This is a genomic window from Nonomuraea sp. NPDC050227 (genome assembly GCF_044459705.1).
Lineage (GTDB): Bacteria > Actinomycetota > Actinomycetes > Streptosporangiales > Streptosporangiaceae > Nonomuraea.
In genome coordinates this window covers 55804-69283 of the sequence record NZ_JBITJF010000003.1, presented here as the reverse complement: position 1 = coordinate 69283, position 13480 = coordinate 55804, and the positions used below count along the sequence as shown (strand labels likewise).

General features: G+C 74.1%; 16 protein-coding genes. 5 read left to right on the top strand and 11 right to left on the bottom strand.

Annotation, left to right across the window (positions count from 1 at the left end; translation table 11 throughout):
• Positions 1–8 precede the first annotated feature (8 nt).
• From ACIBK9_RS12770 to ACIBK9_RS12750, 5 genes are all read right to left on the bottom strand, one after another.
• Positions 9–797, bottom strand: coding sequence for an alpha/beta fold hydrolase (locus ACIBK9_RS12770; RefSeq protein WP_397157711.1), 789 nt, complete (start codon positions 795–797; stop codon positions 9–11).
• A 186-nt stretch (positions 798–983) separates the two neighbouring features.
• Positions 984–1640 (bottom strand): response regulator transcription factor, encoded by a 657-nt coding sequence (locus tag ACIBK9_RS12765; protein WP_358297483.1) that lies wholly within the window; start codon positions 1638–1640, stop codon positions 984–986.
• A complete protein-coding gene (locus tag ACIBK9_RS12760) occupies positions 1637–2788 on the bottom strand; it encodes a sensor histidine kinase (protein ID WP_397157709.1) in 1152 nt (383 codons plus the stop codon). The genes ACIBK9_RS12765 and ACIBK9_RS12760 overlap by 4 nt, the downstream gene beginning before the upstream one ends.
• A 140-nt stretch (positions 2789–2928) precedes the next feature.
• The gene (locus tag ACIBK9_RS12755) at positions 2929–3750 is read right to left on the bottom strand and encodes an SDR family NAD(P)-dependent oxidoreductase (protein WP_397157707.1); all 822 of its coding nucleotides are present in this window, start codon (positions 3748–3750) and stop codon (positions 2929–2931) included.
• Positions 3751–3903: 153 nt separating this feature from the next.
• A complete protein-coding gene (locus ACIBK9_RS12750) occupies positions 3904–4380 on the bottom strand; it encodes an NUDIX hydrolase (RefSeq protein ID WP_397157705.1) in 477 nt (158 codons plus the stop codon).
• Between the two features lie 199 nt (positions 4381–4579).
• On the opposite strand from ACIBK9_RS12750, the gene ACIBK9_RS12745 reads away from it, so the two are divergent.
• Positions 4580–5485, top strand: a complete 906-nt coding sequence (locus ACIBK9_RS12745) for a hypothetical protein (RefSeq protein WP_358297473.1) — start codon at positions 4580–4582, stop codon at positions 5483–5485.
• 52 nt (positions 5486–5537) lie between these two features.
• Here the strand turns inward: ACIBK9_RS12745 and ACIBK9_RS12740 are convergent, their stop codons facing one another.
• Both ACIBK9_RS12740 and ACIBK9_RS12735 read right to left on the bottom strand, forming a co-directional pair.
• Positions 5538–6488: a sulfotransferase family protein gene (locus ACIBK9_RS12740; protein WP_397157703.1), complete on the bottom strand. Its 951-nt coding sequence runs from the start codon at positions 6486–6488 to the stop codon at positions 5538–5540.
• A gap of 80 nt (positions 6489–6568) precedes the next feature.
• Positions 6569–8023 carry an MFS transporter gene (locus ACIBK9_RS12735; protein WP_397157701.1) on the bottom strand — a complete coding sequence of 485 codons (1455 nt, stop codon included), beginning with the start codon at positions 8021–8023 and terminating at the stop codon, positions 6569–6571.
• A 98-nt stretch (positions 8024–8121) separates the two neighbouring features.
• Here ACIBK9_RS12735 and ACIBK9_RS12730 point away from each other — a divergent pair, with 98 nt between their 5' ends.
• Positions 8122–8541 (top strand): MarR family transcriptional regulator, encoded by a 420-nt coding sequence (locus tag ACIBK9_RS12730; protein ID WP_358297465.1) that lies wholly within the window; start codon positions 8122–8124, stop codon positions 8539–8541.
• 222 nt (positions 8542–8763) lie between these two features.
• Here ACIBK9_RS12730 and ACIBK9_RS12725 read toward each other — a convergent pair whose 3' ends face one another.
• Entirely contained in the window at positions 8764–8940 is a 177-nt protein-coding gene (locus ACIBK9_RS12725; RefSeq protein WP_189650423.1) for a hypothetical protein, read from the bottom strand.
• 114 nt (positions 8941–9054) lie between these two features.
• On the opposite strand from ACIBK9_RS12725, the gene ACIBK9_RS12720 reads away from it, so the two are divergent.
• Both ACIBK9_RS12720 and ACIBK9_RS12715 read left to right on the top strand, forming a co-directional pair.
• Positions 9055–9507, top strand: a complete 453-nt coding sequence (locus ACIBK9_RS12720) for a MarR family winged helix-turn-helix transcriptional regulator (protein ID WP_387682213.1) — start codon at positions 9055–9057, stop codon at positions 9505–9507.
• Positions 9508–9628: 121 nt separating this feature from the next.
• Positions 9629–10630: a serine hydrolase domain-containing protein gene (locus tag ACIBK9_RS12715; RefSeq protein ID WP_397157698.1), complete on the top strand. Its 1002-nt coding sequence runs from the start codon at positions 9629–9631 to the stop codon at positions 10628–10630.
• A 25-nt stretch (positions 10631–10655) separates the two neighbouring features.
• Here ACIBK9_RS12715 and ACIBK9_RS12710 read toward each other — a convergent pair whose 3' ends face one another.
• The 3 genes from ACIBK9_RS12710 to ACIBK9_RS12700 all read right to left on the bottom strand — a co-directional run bounded on the left by ACIBK9_RS12710 (position 10656) and on the right by ACIBK9_RS12700 (position 12266).
• Positions 10656–11492: an SMP-30/gluconolactonase/LRE family protein gene (locus ACIBK9_RS12710; protein WP_397157696.1), complete on the bottom strand. Its 837-nt coding sequence runs from the start codon at positions 11490–11492 to the stop codon at positions 10656–10658.
• A gap of 97 nt (positions 11493–11589) precedes the next feature.
• On the bottom strand, positions 11590–12054 hold the full coding sequence (locus tag ACIBK9_RS12705; RefSeq protein ID WP_387682204.1) for a Clp protease N-terminal domain-containing protein: 465 nt from the start codon (positions 12052–12054) through the stop codon (positions 11590–11592).
• Positions 12051–12266 (bottom strand): hypothetical protein, encoded by a 216-nt coding sequence (locus ACIBK9_RS12700; protein WP_352324434.1) that lies wholly within the window; start codon positions 12264–12266, stop codon positions 12051–12053. Before ACIBK9_RS12700 ends, ACIBK9_RS12705 begins: the two co-directional genes overlap by 4 nt.
• 101 nt (positions 12267–12367) lie before the next feature.
• Here ACIBK9_RS12700 and ACIBK9_RS12695 point away from each other — a divergent pair, with 101 nt between their 5' ends.
• Entirely contained in the window at positions 12368–13465 is a 1098-nt protein-coding gene (locus ACIBK9_RS12695; protein ID WP_397157694.1) for an enolase C-terminal domain-like protein, read from the top strand.
• Positions 13466–13480 lie beyond the last annotated feature (15 nt).

The following is a 13480-nucleotide window of genomic DNA, read 5'->3' as shown; positions in this document are numbered from 1 at the left end:
GGGCCGCCTCAGCCGGTCTCGCGGGCCTGGCCGTCGAGGAAGTCCGCCACGAGCGCCGCGAACTCCGCCGCCTGGTGCTCCAGCGGGATCACGCCGCCCTTGACCACGGCCTGAGTGCTGTGGGGAAGGGCGGCGGCCAGGCGTTCGAGCTCGGGGAAGGCGAAGGGGTCGTCGGTGGCTCCGACGACCAGCACCGGACAGCGGACCAGCCCGACCCGCTCCTCCATCCGGTACGCGGCCACCGCCTCGTGCCCGCGCTCCACCTCCGGCAGGACCGTCAGCGCGTCGCGGACGAAACGGCTTAACAGGGGCCACGGGTAGTAGGGGGCCCGCCGGCTCCACAACTCGCCCAGATGGGAGCCGTCGGACTGCTCGCGCACGGCGTCGATGGAGGGATGGCCCGCACGACGCCGCCGCCCTTCGGGGTCGACCATCGGCGTGGACGACAGCACCAGGGCGGTGACGCGGTCGGGTGCGCGCGCCGCCGTCTCGACCGCGATGACGCCGCCCGTGTGGTGCCCGGCCACGGCGGCTCGCGGCAGGCCGAGGGCGTCCATCAGGGCTAACACGCCGGCGGCGTAGGTCTCGATCGAGTGCTCGGGCGGGCGGGCGGAGTTGCCGAAGCCGAGCGTGTCCATGGCGATGGCTCGCCGGGTGCGGCCGAGCAGGGGGAGCACCTCGCGGTATTCGTCCCATGAGCGGGGGGTCTGGTGCAGCAGGAGCACCGGCTCGCCCGTGCCGCACGAGGCGTGGTGGATCTGGCCGAACGGGGTGTCGGCATAGCCGAATCTGATCACGGCGTCTCCTCCTGCCTGCTCACCAGGGGCGGACCGGCCCCCGTCGCGCGGACGATCACCGCCAGGGTGCGCCCCCGGCCGCCCTCACGCCCTCACGATCGCAGACGGAACCCCGCCGCGCATCAGCCCCTGGTCTGACCTTGCACCCCCGCCGGTGAAGATCACCGGCGAGCGCCGGACGACCCGCTACCCGATCCGGTACCCCACGCCCGGCCGGGTGCTGATCACCGGCGGTTCGCCCAGCTTGCGGCGCAGGCGGCCGACGGTGACGGTCACGGTGTTGGTGAACGGGTCGGCGTGCTCGTCCCAGACCTGTTCGAGCAGGGCCTCGGTGCTCAGGAAGCCGGGCGACGCGCGCAGCAGCGCCTCCAGCACGGCGAACTCCTTGACCGACAGCTCCAGCGGACGGCCGTCCCGGGTGACGGTGTGCCGCAGCGGGTCGAGCTCGATCCCGGCCCCGCGCAACGTGCGCGGCCGGGCGCCGGGGCGGCGGCGCGCCAGCGCCCTCACCCGCAGCACCAGCTCCGGGAAGTGGAAGGGCTTGGCCAGGTAGTCGTCGGCGCCCAGGGTCAGCCCGCTCACCCGGTCGCCGGGCGAGCCGGCCGCGGTCAGCATCAGGACCATGGGGCGTTCGTCCTGGTCGGTGAGCATCTGGCAGAGGGTGTCGCCGTGGATGCCCGGCAGGTCGCGGTCGAGCAGCACCACGTCGTAGGGGGCGAGGTCGAGCTTGGCCGCCGCCTCCAGGCCGTCGTGGGCGACGTCGACGGCCATGCCCTGGTCGCGCAGGCCCTCGGCGAGCACGGCGGCCAGCGCCCGCGCGTCCTCCACCACCAGCACCCTCATGCCGGCAGCCGCACGGTGGCGCGCAGCCCGCCCTCGGGGCGGGCCGCGAGGTCGAGGGCGCCGCCGTGCGCCTGCGCGACGGCCGCGACGATCGACAGGCCGAGCCCCGAGCCGTCCGCCGACCCGGTGCGGTCCGCGCCGAGCCGCTGGAACGGCCGCGCCAGCCGCGCCACCTGTCCGGGGTCGAGCCGGTCCCCGCCGGACTCCACGACCAGGCGTGCCCACCGGCCGTCGGCCGCGGCCTCGACCCTGATCCAGCCGCCGTCCTGGTTGTGGACGATCGCGTTGTCGACGAGGTTGTGCACCATACGCGTGACCAGCGCGACGCTGCCCCGCGTCCGCACTCCCTCAGCGACGCCCTCGTCGTCCAGGGTGAGGCGCCGGGCCGCGAGGTCGGCGGCGCGGGCGTCCAGGGTGTGCCGCACCAGGTCGCCGAGCGTGATCGCGGCGGCGTCGGGCAGGCTGCCGTGCTGGGCGCGGGCCAGCGCGAGCAGGCCCTCCAGGAGCCGGTCGACCTGGTCGAGGTCGGTGCGCAGCCGGTCGGCCAGCGCCAGCGTCTGGGCCGGTACGGGCTCCGGCTTCGCCACGGCCACGTCCAGCCGCGCCCGCATGGTGGCCAGCGGGGTGCGCAGCTCGTGCGAGGCGTCGGCGACGAACCGGCGCTGCGCGGCGAAGGCGTCCTCCAGGCGGGCGAGCAGCCCGTCGATGGTGTCGGCCAGGTCCTTGACCTCGTCGGCCGGGCCCGGCACGGCCAGGCGTTCGTGCAGGTTGTCGGCGGAGATGCGGCGGGTGGCGGCGGTGATCGTGCGCAGCGGGCGCAGCACCCGGCCCGCGACCACCCGGCCGAGCACGATCGACACCACGGCCATGACGGCCAGCGCGAGCACCGACCCCGCCAGGAGCTGACGCGACTGCGTGGCGTGCACGTCGGCGAGCTGGGCCTGGAGCAGGGCGATGTATTCCTCGGCGGCGGCCGGGGCCGGCCGGCCGCCGGGCCGGCCCGGCACCGGCACGGTCCGCGACAGCGGCATGCCGACGAGGTTGACCAGGACCAGCAGGCCCGCGCCGGAGGCCAGGAACAGCCCGCCGTACAGGAGGGTGAAGCGCAGCCGGACCGTACGTGCGGGCAGCCTGGGACGTGGCGGCATCTGTCTCCTTCCGGGGACTCCAGGATGCCGCCACCGACCTAACACCGGCATGACGGGGTCGGCCCTCCGCCGCCCACCACTCACGCCCACGGCCGTGAGACCGGTCAGGGCCGTGGGACCGGTCAGGGCCGTGGGACCGGTCAGGCGAGCTCGACGAGCGCTTGGCTGCGCTCCCACAGGCGGCGTGCCAGGCCGAGGTCGTCCGCCAGGCGGTGGACGGCCGAAGGGCGGCGCTTCTCGTAGTGGCCGCCGGGGGCCCAGTCGGCGCCCGGCCGCGAGGTGGCCAGCCAGACCAGGGTGTCGGCGCCCTGCTCCGGCGTGAGCAGGAACCGCTTCAGCGGCGTGTGGTAGAGCAGCCGCGCCGCGCTGTCGCCGCCGCCGGAGAAGTTGGTGGCCACCACGCCGGGATGGAAGGAGGCCGCGGCCAGGCCGTCCGCGCCGTGGCGGCGCTGGAGCTCGCGGGTGAACAGGATGTTGGCCAGCTTGGAGTTGGCGTACGCCCGGCTGCCCGAGTAGCGGCGCACCGCGTCGAGGTCGTCGAGGTCGAGCCGGGCGCGGGTGTTGATCAGGCTGGACGTCGTGACGACCGTGCCGCCGGCGGCCAGCAGCCGGGGCAGCAGCAGCGTGGTCAGCAGGAACGGCGCCAGGTGGTTGATCTGGAAGGTCGCCTCGTGGCCGTCGGGCGTGGTGGTGCGCGAGCCCATGATGGCCCCGGCGTTGTTGACCAGCACGTCGATGGCCGGGTGGCGGTCGAGCAGGGTGGCCGCCAGGTCGCGTACCTCTGACAGGCGCGCGAAGTCGGCCACGTGGTGGTCGGCCGCGAGCTCCTTCGCCAGCGCCGCGGTCTTCCCGGCCGACCGGCCGACGAGGACGACCTCGTCGCCCCGCTGTCGCAGGGCGCGTGCCGCGGCACGGCCGATGCCGTCGCTGGCGCCGGTCAGGACGATGGTCTTTCCCGCCATGGGCCCGATCCTTCCGCATCCGGCCACCACCATAGATCGCGGGGCAGCGCACCCGCCACGCCGGGGCGGCCCGTGGCCGCGCGTGAGGCGAGGGGGCCCCGCAGTCAAGGGCCACGCGGCGAAGGGGCCCGTAGTCAGGGATGGGGGGCGCGGTCAGTGGTCGGTGGTGTGGAAGCGGGCGGCCGGGGCGTCGCCGAGGGCGGCGTCGAGGCGGGCGCGCATGTCGGCGCTCAGGTCCGGCAGCTCCCGCAGGGAGAACCAGCGGGCCTCGCTGTTCTCGCCGTCGGCCGGGTAGGGGTCGCCGGACCGCCAGCGGCAGCGGAACACCAGGTCGAGGTAGCGGGCCCGGTCGCCGTTGGGGTAGGTGACCTCACGCGTGACGTGCACCAGGGCCAGCCGTTCCGCGACGGCCCGCACGCCGGTTTCCTCGGCCACCTCGCGCAACGCGGCGTCGGCCGGCTGCTCGCCCGGGTCGATGATGCCGGTCACGGGCGTCCAGGCGCCGGTGTCGCTCCGGCGGACCAGCAGCACCTGGTCCTCGTGCAGCACGACCGCGGTCACCCCGGACAACCACAGCGGCTCGGTGCCGATCTTCTCGCGCAGCGCGAGGACGAACTCAGGGGTTGGCATCGGTCCAGCATATGCGTGGGACGCCGGCCACCGGAGGGGTCGCTGCGCGACCGGCGCCGCGCAAACGCGTCGGCACTTCCGGCGTGCCGGGCATGCGGCGGACGGCCATAACCCCATAAAGTCTATAGGTAATAAGGATAATCCCAAGGAGAGGTAAGCAGCCATGTCCGGCTCCACGTCCTGGCCTAGCCTCGGTTCCATGTCGATCGACGAGAACGCCCTGCTCCCCGATCCCGGCCGCGCCGTCGTGGCGGTCGAGCCGCCGGTCCCGGCGCACGGCCACTGGGCCGGGGCGCCGAGCGCCGTCGCCGCGGACGGGCTGATCTACCTCGCCTACCGCCTGCGCCGCCCGGTCGGTGAGGGCCGCGGGTACGCGGTCGTCGTCGCCCGCTCGTCCGACGGCGAGCGTTTCGAGCCGCTGACCACGATCACCCGCGAGGAGATGGACGCCGAGTCGCTGGAGCGGCCCGCCCTGGTCCGCACCCCGCAGGGACGCTGGCGGCTGTACCTGAGCTGCGCCACGCCCGGCACCAAGCACTGGCGGGTGGAGGTCGTCGAGGCCGCCGACCCCGCCGCGTTCGACCCGCGCACCCGCACGACGGTGCTGCCCGGCGACCCCAAGACCGGGGTCAAGGACACCGTGATCGTGCGGCGCGGCGACGTGTGGCACCTGTGGGCCTCCTGCCATCCGCTGGCCGACCCCGACGAGGCCGACCGGATGGTGACCGACTACGCCACCAGCGCCGACGGCCTGGACTGGACCTGGCACGGCACCGCCCTGACCGGCCGCCCCGGCCTGTGGGACGCCCGCGGCGTCCGGATCAGCGCCGTGCGCTTCGACGGCGACCGGGTCGTGGCCTTCTACGACGGCCGCGGCAGCGCGGAGGAGAACTACGAGGAGCGCACCGGCGTGGCCGTGGGCGCCGACCCCGACGCGCTGGCCGCCCTGGGCGACCGGCCCGCCGCGATGTCGCCGCACCACGGCGGCGGCCTGCGCTACCTCACCTTCGTCGACCTCCCGGACGGCGGCCTGCGCCTCTACTACGAGTACACGCGCGCCGACGGCGCCCACGACCTGCGCACGGAACTCCGCCCGCCCCACTGACCGGCCCGCTCACCGGCCCGTCCCGGGGCGACGTCGCGGTCAGGGGGCGCGGTCAGGGGGCGCGGCCGTTTCTGGCCTGGCGCTGGCCGGGCGGCCGGCTGCCGACCAGCCCGCCCGAACGTTCCCGCGGCCGCAGCCAGTCGCTGAAGTCCTCGCCGGTGACCTGCTGGAGCAGCTCGACGTCCGCCGCGAAGTAGGGGATCAGGCGCTGCCGCTGCGCCCACTCCAGCGGCCGTCGGGCCCGGCCGCGCCGCTGGAGCAGCCGCTCCAGCGGCCCGGACAGGGCCGCGGGAAGGGTGCGGCGCAGGGTGGACAGCAACGCGTGCCGCGCGCCGGGGTCCGGGTGCGCGGTCACGTTCTCCCTCGGGACGCCGGTGAGCAGCCCCTGCCGCACGCCGAGGAAGCCGCAGATGCGGTCCAGGGTCTCGGCCGGACGGTCCACGATGTCCCGGTAGCGGAAGATGAGCACCTGGTCGCGGGGGAACAGGGTGAACAGGTGGGCGAGCTGCCCGCCGTACCGGCCGAGGGCGGTGTAGTGCCAGAAGTGCGCCCAGCCGGCCGCGATGCGCTCCGGCTCGGCCTCGCAGGCGCGGACGAGGTCGCCGATCGGCTCCAGGCCGGCCGACCACAGGTGGGTCCAGTTGGAGTGGGCGCGCTCGACCGGGTCGCGCAGGCTCACGATGAGCCGGACGTGCGGGATCGTCTCCCGGATGCGGCGCTGGGCGTCCAGGTCGTACAGGTAGAAGGGGGTGGACTCGCCGGCGAGGGTCCCGGGGGGAGCGGCGGCGAACAGCGCCTCGTAGTCCGCGCGCCGCCAGACGTGTTCCCGGTAGGTCTCGGCGTCGCCCGGTCCGCCCCGTCCGGGCGGTGGCCCGTCGGTGAGGAAGAACTTCGGCTCCTTGATGGGCGACAGGAACAGGTCGGGGTGCGGGTGCAGCGCGGTGTGCAGCGCCGTCGTCCCCGCTTTGGGCACTCCCGCGATCAGGAAATCGGGCAAGGGCACCGTCAGCCTCCCAGTGACGAGAACCGGTATTGCCAGATTTTCCTACCAAAAGTGTAGGAAGCCAAGAGGCTCCCGCGACGTCACCGTCGGGCGGGCGAGACGGACGCGGCGGCCCCGTCCCCGGCCGTCCGGCCGCCGCGACGTCCGGGCAGCGCCATGGTGACGGCCGCGGCGGCCAGCGCAGCCCCGCAGCCGACCAGCATCCCGGTACGGAAGCCGGCCTCCGACGGCAGCGTGTGCGCGCCCAGCCGGATCGTCAGCTGCGACAGGATCACGCCGACGACCGCCGCCGAGACCGTCGTCCCGATCGAGCGCATCAGGGTGTTGAAGCTGTTGGCCGCGGCCGTCTCCGACCGGGGCACCGCGCCCATGATGAGGGCGGGCATCGCCCCGTAGGCCAGGCCGACCCCGAGGCTGCACACGCAGGTGACGACCAGCATGCCCCAGGCCGACCCCAGCAGGCCCATGGAGGAGCCGTAGCCGAGCGCCATGACCAGGCTCCCGGCGATCAGGGTGACCTTCGGGCCGCGGGCGGCCGACAGCCGGGCGCCGAGCGGCGAGACCACCATCATCATCAGGCCGGAGGGGGCCATCCACAGGCCGGCGGCCAGCATCGACTGGCCCAGCCCGTAGCCGGTGGCCGCGGGGAGCTGGAGGATCTGCATGACGATCAGCGCCTGGGCGTACATCGAGAAGCCGACCATGATGGAGGCGAGGTTGGTCAGCAGCACCTGCCGCCGGGCGGTCACCCGCAGGTCCACCAGCGGCTCCGCGGCGCGCAGCTCCCACAGGGCCCATGCCGGCAGGATCAGCGCGGCCGCGCCGAGCAGCCCGAGCGTGGTGCCGCTCGCCCATCCCCAGTCGGCGCCCTTGGAGACCCCCAGCAGCAGGCACACCAGCCCCGCGCCGAGGCCGAGCGCGCCCGGCACGTCCAGCCGCCCGGCCGCGCCCTCGCGGGGCAGCGGGGGAGTGGGCGGCACCAGCACCCGGATCAGCACCGCGATCAGCACGCTCAGCACGGCCGAGCCCCAGAACAGCACCCGCCAGCTCGCGTACTCGGCGACCGCGGCCGAGACCGGCAGGCCGAGGGCCCCGCCGATGCCCATGGACGAGCTCATCAGCGCGATCGAGGGGCCGAGCCGGTCGGGCGGCAGCAGGTCGCGCAGGGCGCTGATGCCGAGCGGGATCAGGCCCATGCCCATGCCCTGTAACCCGCGCCCGACGATCATGGGGGCGAGCGACCCGGCCAGCGAGCAGATCACCGACCCGGCGATCAGCGGCGCGGTGCAGACGAGCATCATGCGGCGCTTGCCGTACAGGTCGCCGAGGCGTCCGGTGACCGGCGTGGCGACCGCGCCGGCCAGCAGGGTGGCGGTGATCACCCAGGAGGCGTCGGAGGCGGTGCCGCGCAGCAGCCGCGGCAGCTCGCCGATCAGCGGCACGACCAGGGTCTGCATGAGCGAGGCGACGATGCCGGCCACCGCCATCACGCTGACGATGCCGCCGGGGCGGGCGGTGGATGTGGAGCCCCCCACGTTGTTCTCCCGTCGTCGAAGGATGTGCACGCTACACATCATGTGTTACGTACACAATTCATGTAAGGTGCACATATCTCGCGAAAGGGGGGATTGGGATGGAAAAGCCCACACATCTCATCGAGTTCGAGACGATGTTGCTCGGCCGGCACCGGCACTACGACCGTAGTGCCCACCTCCTGCTGCGGCGGCTGCACGGCTCGGGCCCGATGTCCATCGGGCAGCTCAGCGACGCCTTCGGCCTGGACGTCTCCACCCTCAACCGGCACACCTCGGCCCTCCTGCGCGCCGGCCTGGTCGAACGCATCCCCGACCCCGAGGGCGGCATCGCCCGTAAGTTCCGCCTCACCGCGGAGGGCGAGCGCAGCCTCACCGAGGAGCGCGAGCGGAACGTGCGCGGCCTGGAGAAGGTGATGGCCGACTGGTCGCCGGAGGACGTCGCCGCCTTCGCCGCCTACCTCAGGCGCTTCAACACCGACATCGAACGCCTGGCCGGCCGCCCCTGGCCGCGTGCCTGAGCCGGGCCGCCCGGTCCTGGACGCGCGCGAGGGCCCCCCGCCGGGACGGGCGGGGGGCCCTCAACGCGTGGGCACCGGTGTGCGTGTCGCCTCTCGGCGAGGTGCACAACGCGGCTCCAGCCGAACGGTAGTCCGCGAAGGCGATAGGTGAGGCCCGGGGACACTGGGCACACCGGCCACGAGGGATGTAACGGCGGCCGCCGCCGGGATGTTCCCGGCAGATCAGGCGAAGTGCATGACGATGGCCAGGCCGACGAGGTGCGTGACCACCACCACGACCAGCAGCGTGACGAACACGAACTTGGCCGGGCCGTGCTCGAAGTGCTTGCCCTCCTTCAGCGGAGGCAGCTTGGCCTGACGCTCGGCGATGCGCTCCTCCAGCGGCTTGCGGTGAAACATGAGGTGTCCCTCTTTCGGCGGCCCGGCCACGGGTACGATTTGTGTGGCATCGATTTGCAGGCTATTAGTTTGTACACAAAGTAAGTTACCAGACGGCATCGGAGGCGTACACGCATGGAGCCTGTGACAGAGGCGACAGACCTGCTGGCGCTCGACCGGCAGGTGTGCTTCGCCCTCAGCATCGCCTCGCGCAGCGTGATCGGCCTCTACCGGCCGCTCCTGCAACCCTTCGGGCTGACCCACCCCCAGTACCTGGTGATGCTGGCCCTCTGGCAGCACGAGCCGCTGTCGGTCAAGGAGCTGGGCGAGCTCCTGCAGCTCGACCCCGGCACGTTGTCCCCGCTGCTCAAGCGGCTGGAGGCGCTGGGCTACGTCCACCGCGAGCGCAACAGCAAGGACGAGCGCGCCCTGGCCGTCACCCTGACGCCCGCCGGACGGCAGCTCAGGGCCGAGGCGGAGAAGATCCCGCCGGCCATCGTCGCCCGGCTCGGCATGGACCTCGACGAGCTCCAGGACCTGCACGCCGCGCTGATGCGCCTGATCGCCTCGGCCCGCCGCGACGCCTGACCCCGCCGGCCGCCCGCCGCACAGCGCAAGCCGCCGATAAGCAACCGCAGTTGACTACGTCCAGAATAGTCAACTACGGTTGCTCGCGTTCGCGGATCCGTTTCGTGTCGCTGGAGGCAGCATGTCCATGATTCACGCCGACCGTCCGAGGTTGCGGCAGGTGCTCGACCGGCTGGTGGCCGGCGACCGCGGGCCCGGCGTCGTGGCCGAGGTCCGGGACGGCGACGACCCGCCGTGGTTCGGCGCCGCGGGCGTGGCCGACCTGGAGACCGGCCGCCCCCGCGGCCCCGGGGAGCACTTCCGCATCGGCAGCTTCACCAAGGCGTTCGTCGGGACCGTCGTGCTGGGCCTGGCGGCCGACGGCGACCTGGCCCTGGACGCTCCCATGACCACCTGGCTGCCGGGTGTCGTCGAGGAGTACTTCCCCGACGCCGACGCCGCCCGCATCACCCTGCGGCTGCTGCTCAACCACACCAGCGGCCTGCCGGACGCGATCCCCGGCCAGGAGACCCCGCCCGCCGGGAAGCCGGGCGAGCGGTTCGTCTACTCCAAGGTCAACTACAACCTGGCCGGGATGATCGTCGAGGCGGCGTCCGGCTCGACGCTCGCCGAGCAGATCGACCGGCGCGTCGCGGCCCCGCTGGGGCTGACCGGGACGTACCTGCCCGCGGCCGGCGAAGGGCTGCGCGACCCGCACGCCCGCCACTACTCCGGCCAGGACGAGACCGGCCAGGAGACGGTCCGCCACGACGTGACCGACGCCGACCTGTCATGGGCCTGGGCCGCCGGCGGCATGGTCTCGACCACGGCCGACCTCCACCGCTTCCTGGCCGCCCTGCTGGGCGGGCGGCTGCTCCCGCCCGCCCAGCAGGAGGAGATGTTCACCACCGTGCCCACCGAGGGCGCCGGCTGGGTGCCCGGCGCCCGGTACGGGCTCGGCGTCTACTCCCAGCGGTTCCCGTCCGGCGTCACGCTCTGGGGCGGGGGCGGCTACATCCAGGGGTCGATGACGTACGCGATGGGCGACCGGCAGGGCGGCCACGCCCTGGTCGCCAACGTGAACGGCGACTGGGGCGACTTCCTGGGGACCTGCGCCGACCTGTTCCAGGCCGAGTTCGGCTGACGGCGCGGGCCCCCGCCCCACCGGCTCAGACGAGCCCGGGGACGGCCACGTCGGCCGTCCTGACCTCGCCCGTCCGGCCGGCGAACATCTCCGCCATCCGCTCGACGCCCGGGAACACCGCGACGGTCATGAACAACGTCCGGCCGTCCGGGCCGCCGAGCGCGGCGGCGAAACAGGCCCGGTCGAGCTCGATCCGGTCGGTCACCTCGCCGCCCTCGCGCACCCGTACGCAGGCGGACCCCTGTTCGTCGTCCACCTGGGTCCAGATCGCGCCCTCGGCGTCCATGCAGATGCCGTCGCCGCCGATGGGCGCCCACACCCGGCGGCCGGACAGCCCGCCGTCCGCGTCGATGTCGAACGCCGTCAGCCGCCGCGTCCAGGACTCGGCGACGATCAGCGTGGAGCCGTCCGGGGTCACCACCATCCCGTTGGGGAAGTACAGGTCCTCGGCGACCACCCGGGCCTCGCCGCCGGGGCCGACCAGGGCGATCACGCCGGGCGCGAAGTCGGCCCGGCCGAAGTCGAAGCCGACGCAGTTCACGTAGATCCGGCCGCGGCCGTCCACGACGACCTCGTTCGGCCCGGCCGGCAGCTCGCCCAGGTCGGCGTGGACGGACGTCGTGCCGTCCGGCTCCACGCGCAGCAGCTCGTGCTCGCCGGTCACCAGCAGGCGGCCGTCGGGCAGCCGGCCGAGGCAGAACCCGGCGGGTTTCGGGCCGCGGGCGACCACTTCGCGCTCGCCGTCCGGGGTGACGGCGACGATCTCCTGCACCCCCCAGTGGGCGAACCACAGCCTGCCCTCGTGCCAGCGCGGCGACTCGCCCACGCACAGCCCGGTCACCAATGTCTTCGTCTCGGTCATGTCGTCATGCCTCCTTCTGCCCTCTACACGAAGGACGGGGGCCCGGATCGACATCGCCGGGAAGAAAAATCGCCGGGAAAAAAGATCCGCGCCTGGTCTACAGGGCGGCGCGGGCGCGCTCGGCCAGCGCGGCGCGGTCGATCCCCGCCAGGGCCAGCGCCCGCGGGACCGTGCCCACCTCGGCCTGCAGGACGCCGAGCAGCACGTGGACCGGCCGCAGGTCCTTCTTGCGATGGGTGGCGGCCAGCCGCTCGATCGCCAGCCTGACCGACGCCCCGAGCTGCGGCCGCCGCTCGGGGTCGGGCGTCGAACGCAGGTCGAAGGCCGCGGCCGACACCCCGGCCGCGGCGAGGCTGTGCTCGAACTCCCGCCGCAACGCCGCCCGCACCCCCGCCTGGTCGAGCCCGGCCTCGGCCAGGATCGCCCGCGCCGCGGTGTCCTGCGGCGCCGCCATGGCCAGCAGCACGTGGTGGGCCTCGATGGTGGGGGAGCTCTCCGCGCGCGCCTCGGCCTCCCCCCGGATCAGCACGTCGTGCAGGTAGCGGTCGAAAGCGCCGCTCATGCCCGCCTCCTCAGCTCGACCCCGGCCGCGATGAGCCGCTTGGCGTGCTTCTTGTGGACCGCCTGGCGGGTGACGCCGAGCGCCTCGGCCACCTGCGGCCAGCTCCAGCCCGCCCGCATCGCCTGCTCCACGGCGGCGTCCTCCAGCTGGTCGGCCAGGCGGCGCAGCGCGACCACGGCGGCCAGCGCGTCCGCGGGCTCCTTGACTGACATTCCAGCCACCCTAGGCGTCCGCCCCCGGGACAGGCAATTCAGGTTGCTTAAACGGGGCCGATGCGTCACACCGGGAGCCACCGGGTAGGGCCAGGGATGCCATGAGCACGATCGAGAACGCCGGGGCCGCCGCCTACCGCATCCCCACCGACCAGCCGGAAGGCGACGGCACGCTGGCCTGGCGGTCCACCACCATGGTCGTCGTCACCCTGACCGCCGCGGGCGTCACCGGCACCGGCTGGACCTACGCCCCGGCCGCCGCCGCCTCGGTCGTCACCGAGCTGCTGGCCGGCGTCCTGACAGGCGCGGACGCCGCCGACATCCCCGCCCTGCACGCCGCGATGGTCCGGCAGGTGCGCAACGCGGGCCGTCCCGGCGTCGCCGGCTACGCCGTCTCGGCCGCCGACGTGGCGCTGTGGGACCTCAAGGCGCGCCTGCTCGGCCTGCCGCTGACCCGCCTGTTCGGCGCCGCCCGGCCCGAGGTCCCGCTGTACGGCTCGGGCGGCTTCACCACCTACGACGACGAGGCCACTGCCGCCCAGCTCGCCCACTGGGTCCACGAGCGGGGCATCGGCCGCGTCAAGATCAAGATCGGCGAGTCGTCCGGCGCCCGCCCCGACCGCGACCTGCACCGCGTGGCCCTGGCCCGCCGCGTCATCGGCGACCGGGCCGAGCTGTACGTCGACGCCAACGGCGGCTACACCGCCAAACAGGCCGTCCGCCTGGCCGCGCGCATGCGCGAGCACGACGTGACCTGGTTCGAGGAGCCCGTCTCCTCCGACGACCTGCCGGGCCTGCGGCTCGTCCGCGAGCGGGCCGCCCCCGACGTCACCGCCGGCGAGTACGGCTGCGACCCCGCCTACTTCACCCGCATGTGCCAGGCCCAGGCCGTCGACTGCCTCCAGGCCGACGCCACCCGCTGCGGCGGCTACACCGGCTGGTTCGCCGCCGCCGCGATCGCCGCGGGCCACAACCTGCAGGTGTCCGCCCACTGCGCGCCCAACCTGCACCTCCCGGCCGCCGCGAGCACCGCCAACCTGCGCCACGTCGAATGGTTCCACGACCACCAGCGCATCGAGGCCGAGCTGTTCGACGGCGCCGCCGACCCCTCCGGCGGCCTGGCCCGCCCCCGGCCCGACGCCCCCGGCCACGGGCTGGAGCTGCGCGCCGCCGCCGCCGAACCCCACCGCGTGGCCTGACGGAAGGAGCGGGCG

Coding starts and splice junctions, on each gene's coding strand:
- ACIBK9_RS12700 (WP_352324434.1), bottom strand. CDS start 12,266: ATGTCAGTCAAGGAGCCCGCGGACGCGCTGGCCGCCGTGGTCGCGCTG.
- ACIBK9_RS12720 (WP_387682213.1), top strand. CDS start 9,055: ATGGAGCCTGTGACAGAGGCGACAGACCTGCTGGCGCTCGACCGGCAG.
- ACIBK9_RS12705 (WP_387682204.1), bottom strand. CDS start 12,054: ATGAGCGGCGCTTTCGACCGCTACCTGCACGACGTGCTGATCCGGGGG.
- ACIBK9_RS12730 (WP_358297465.1), top strand. CDS start 8,122: ATGGAAAAGCCCACACATCTCATCGAGTTCGAGACGATGTTGCTCGGC.
- ACIBK9_RS12715 (WP_397157698.1), top strand. CDS start 9,629: ATGTCCATGATTCACGCCGACCGTCCGAGGTTGCGGCAGGTGCTCGAC.
- ACIBK9_RS12765 (WP_358297483.1), bottom strand. CDS start 1,640: ATGAGGGTGCTGGTGGTGGAGGACGCGCGGGCGCTGGCCGCCGTGCTC.
- ACIBK9_RS12725 (WP_189650423.1), bottom strand. CDS start 8,940: ATGTTTCACCGCAAGCCGCTGGAGGAGCGCATCGCCGAGCGTCAGGCC.
- ACIBK9_RS12695 (WP_397157694.1), top strand. CDS start 12,368: ATGAGCACGATCGAGAACGCCGGGGCCGCCGCCTACCGCATCCCCACC.
- ACIBK9_RS12755 (WP_397157707.1), bottom strand. CDS start 3,750: ATGGCGGGAAAGACCATCGTCCTGACCGGCGCCAGCGACGGCATCGGC.
- ACIBK9_RS12745 (WP_358297473.1), top strand. CDS start 4,580: ATGTCGATCGACGAGAACGCCCTGCTCCCCGATCCCGGCCGCGCCGTC.
- ACIBK9_RS12710 (WP_397157696.1), bottom strand. CDS start 11,492: ATGACCGAGACGAAGACATTGGTGACCGGGCTGTGCGTGGGCGAGTCG.
- ACIBK9_RS12750 (WP_397157705.1), bottom strand. CDS start 4,380: ATGCCAACCCCTGAGTTCGTCCTCGCGCTGCGCGAGAAGATCGGCACC.
- ACIBK9_RS12760 (WP_397157709.1), bottom strand. CDS start 2,788: ATGCCGCCACGTCCCAGGCTGCCCGCACGTACGGTCCGGCTGCGCTTC.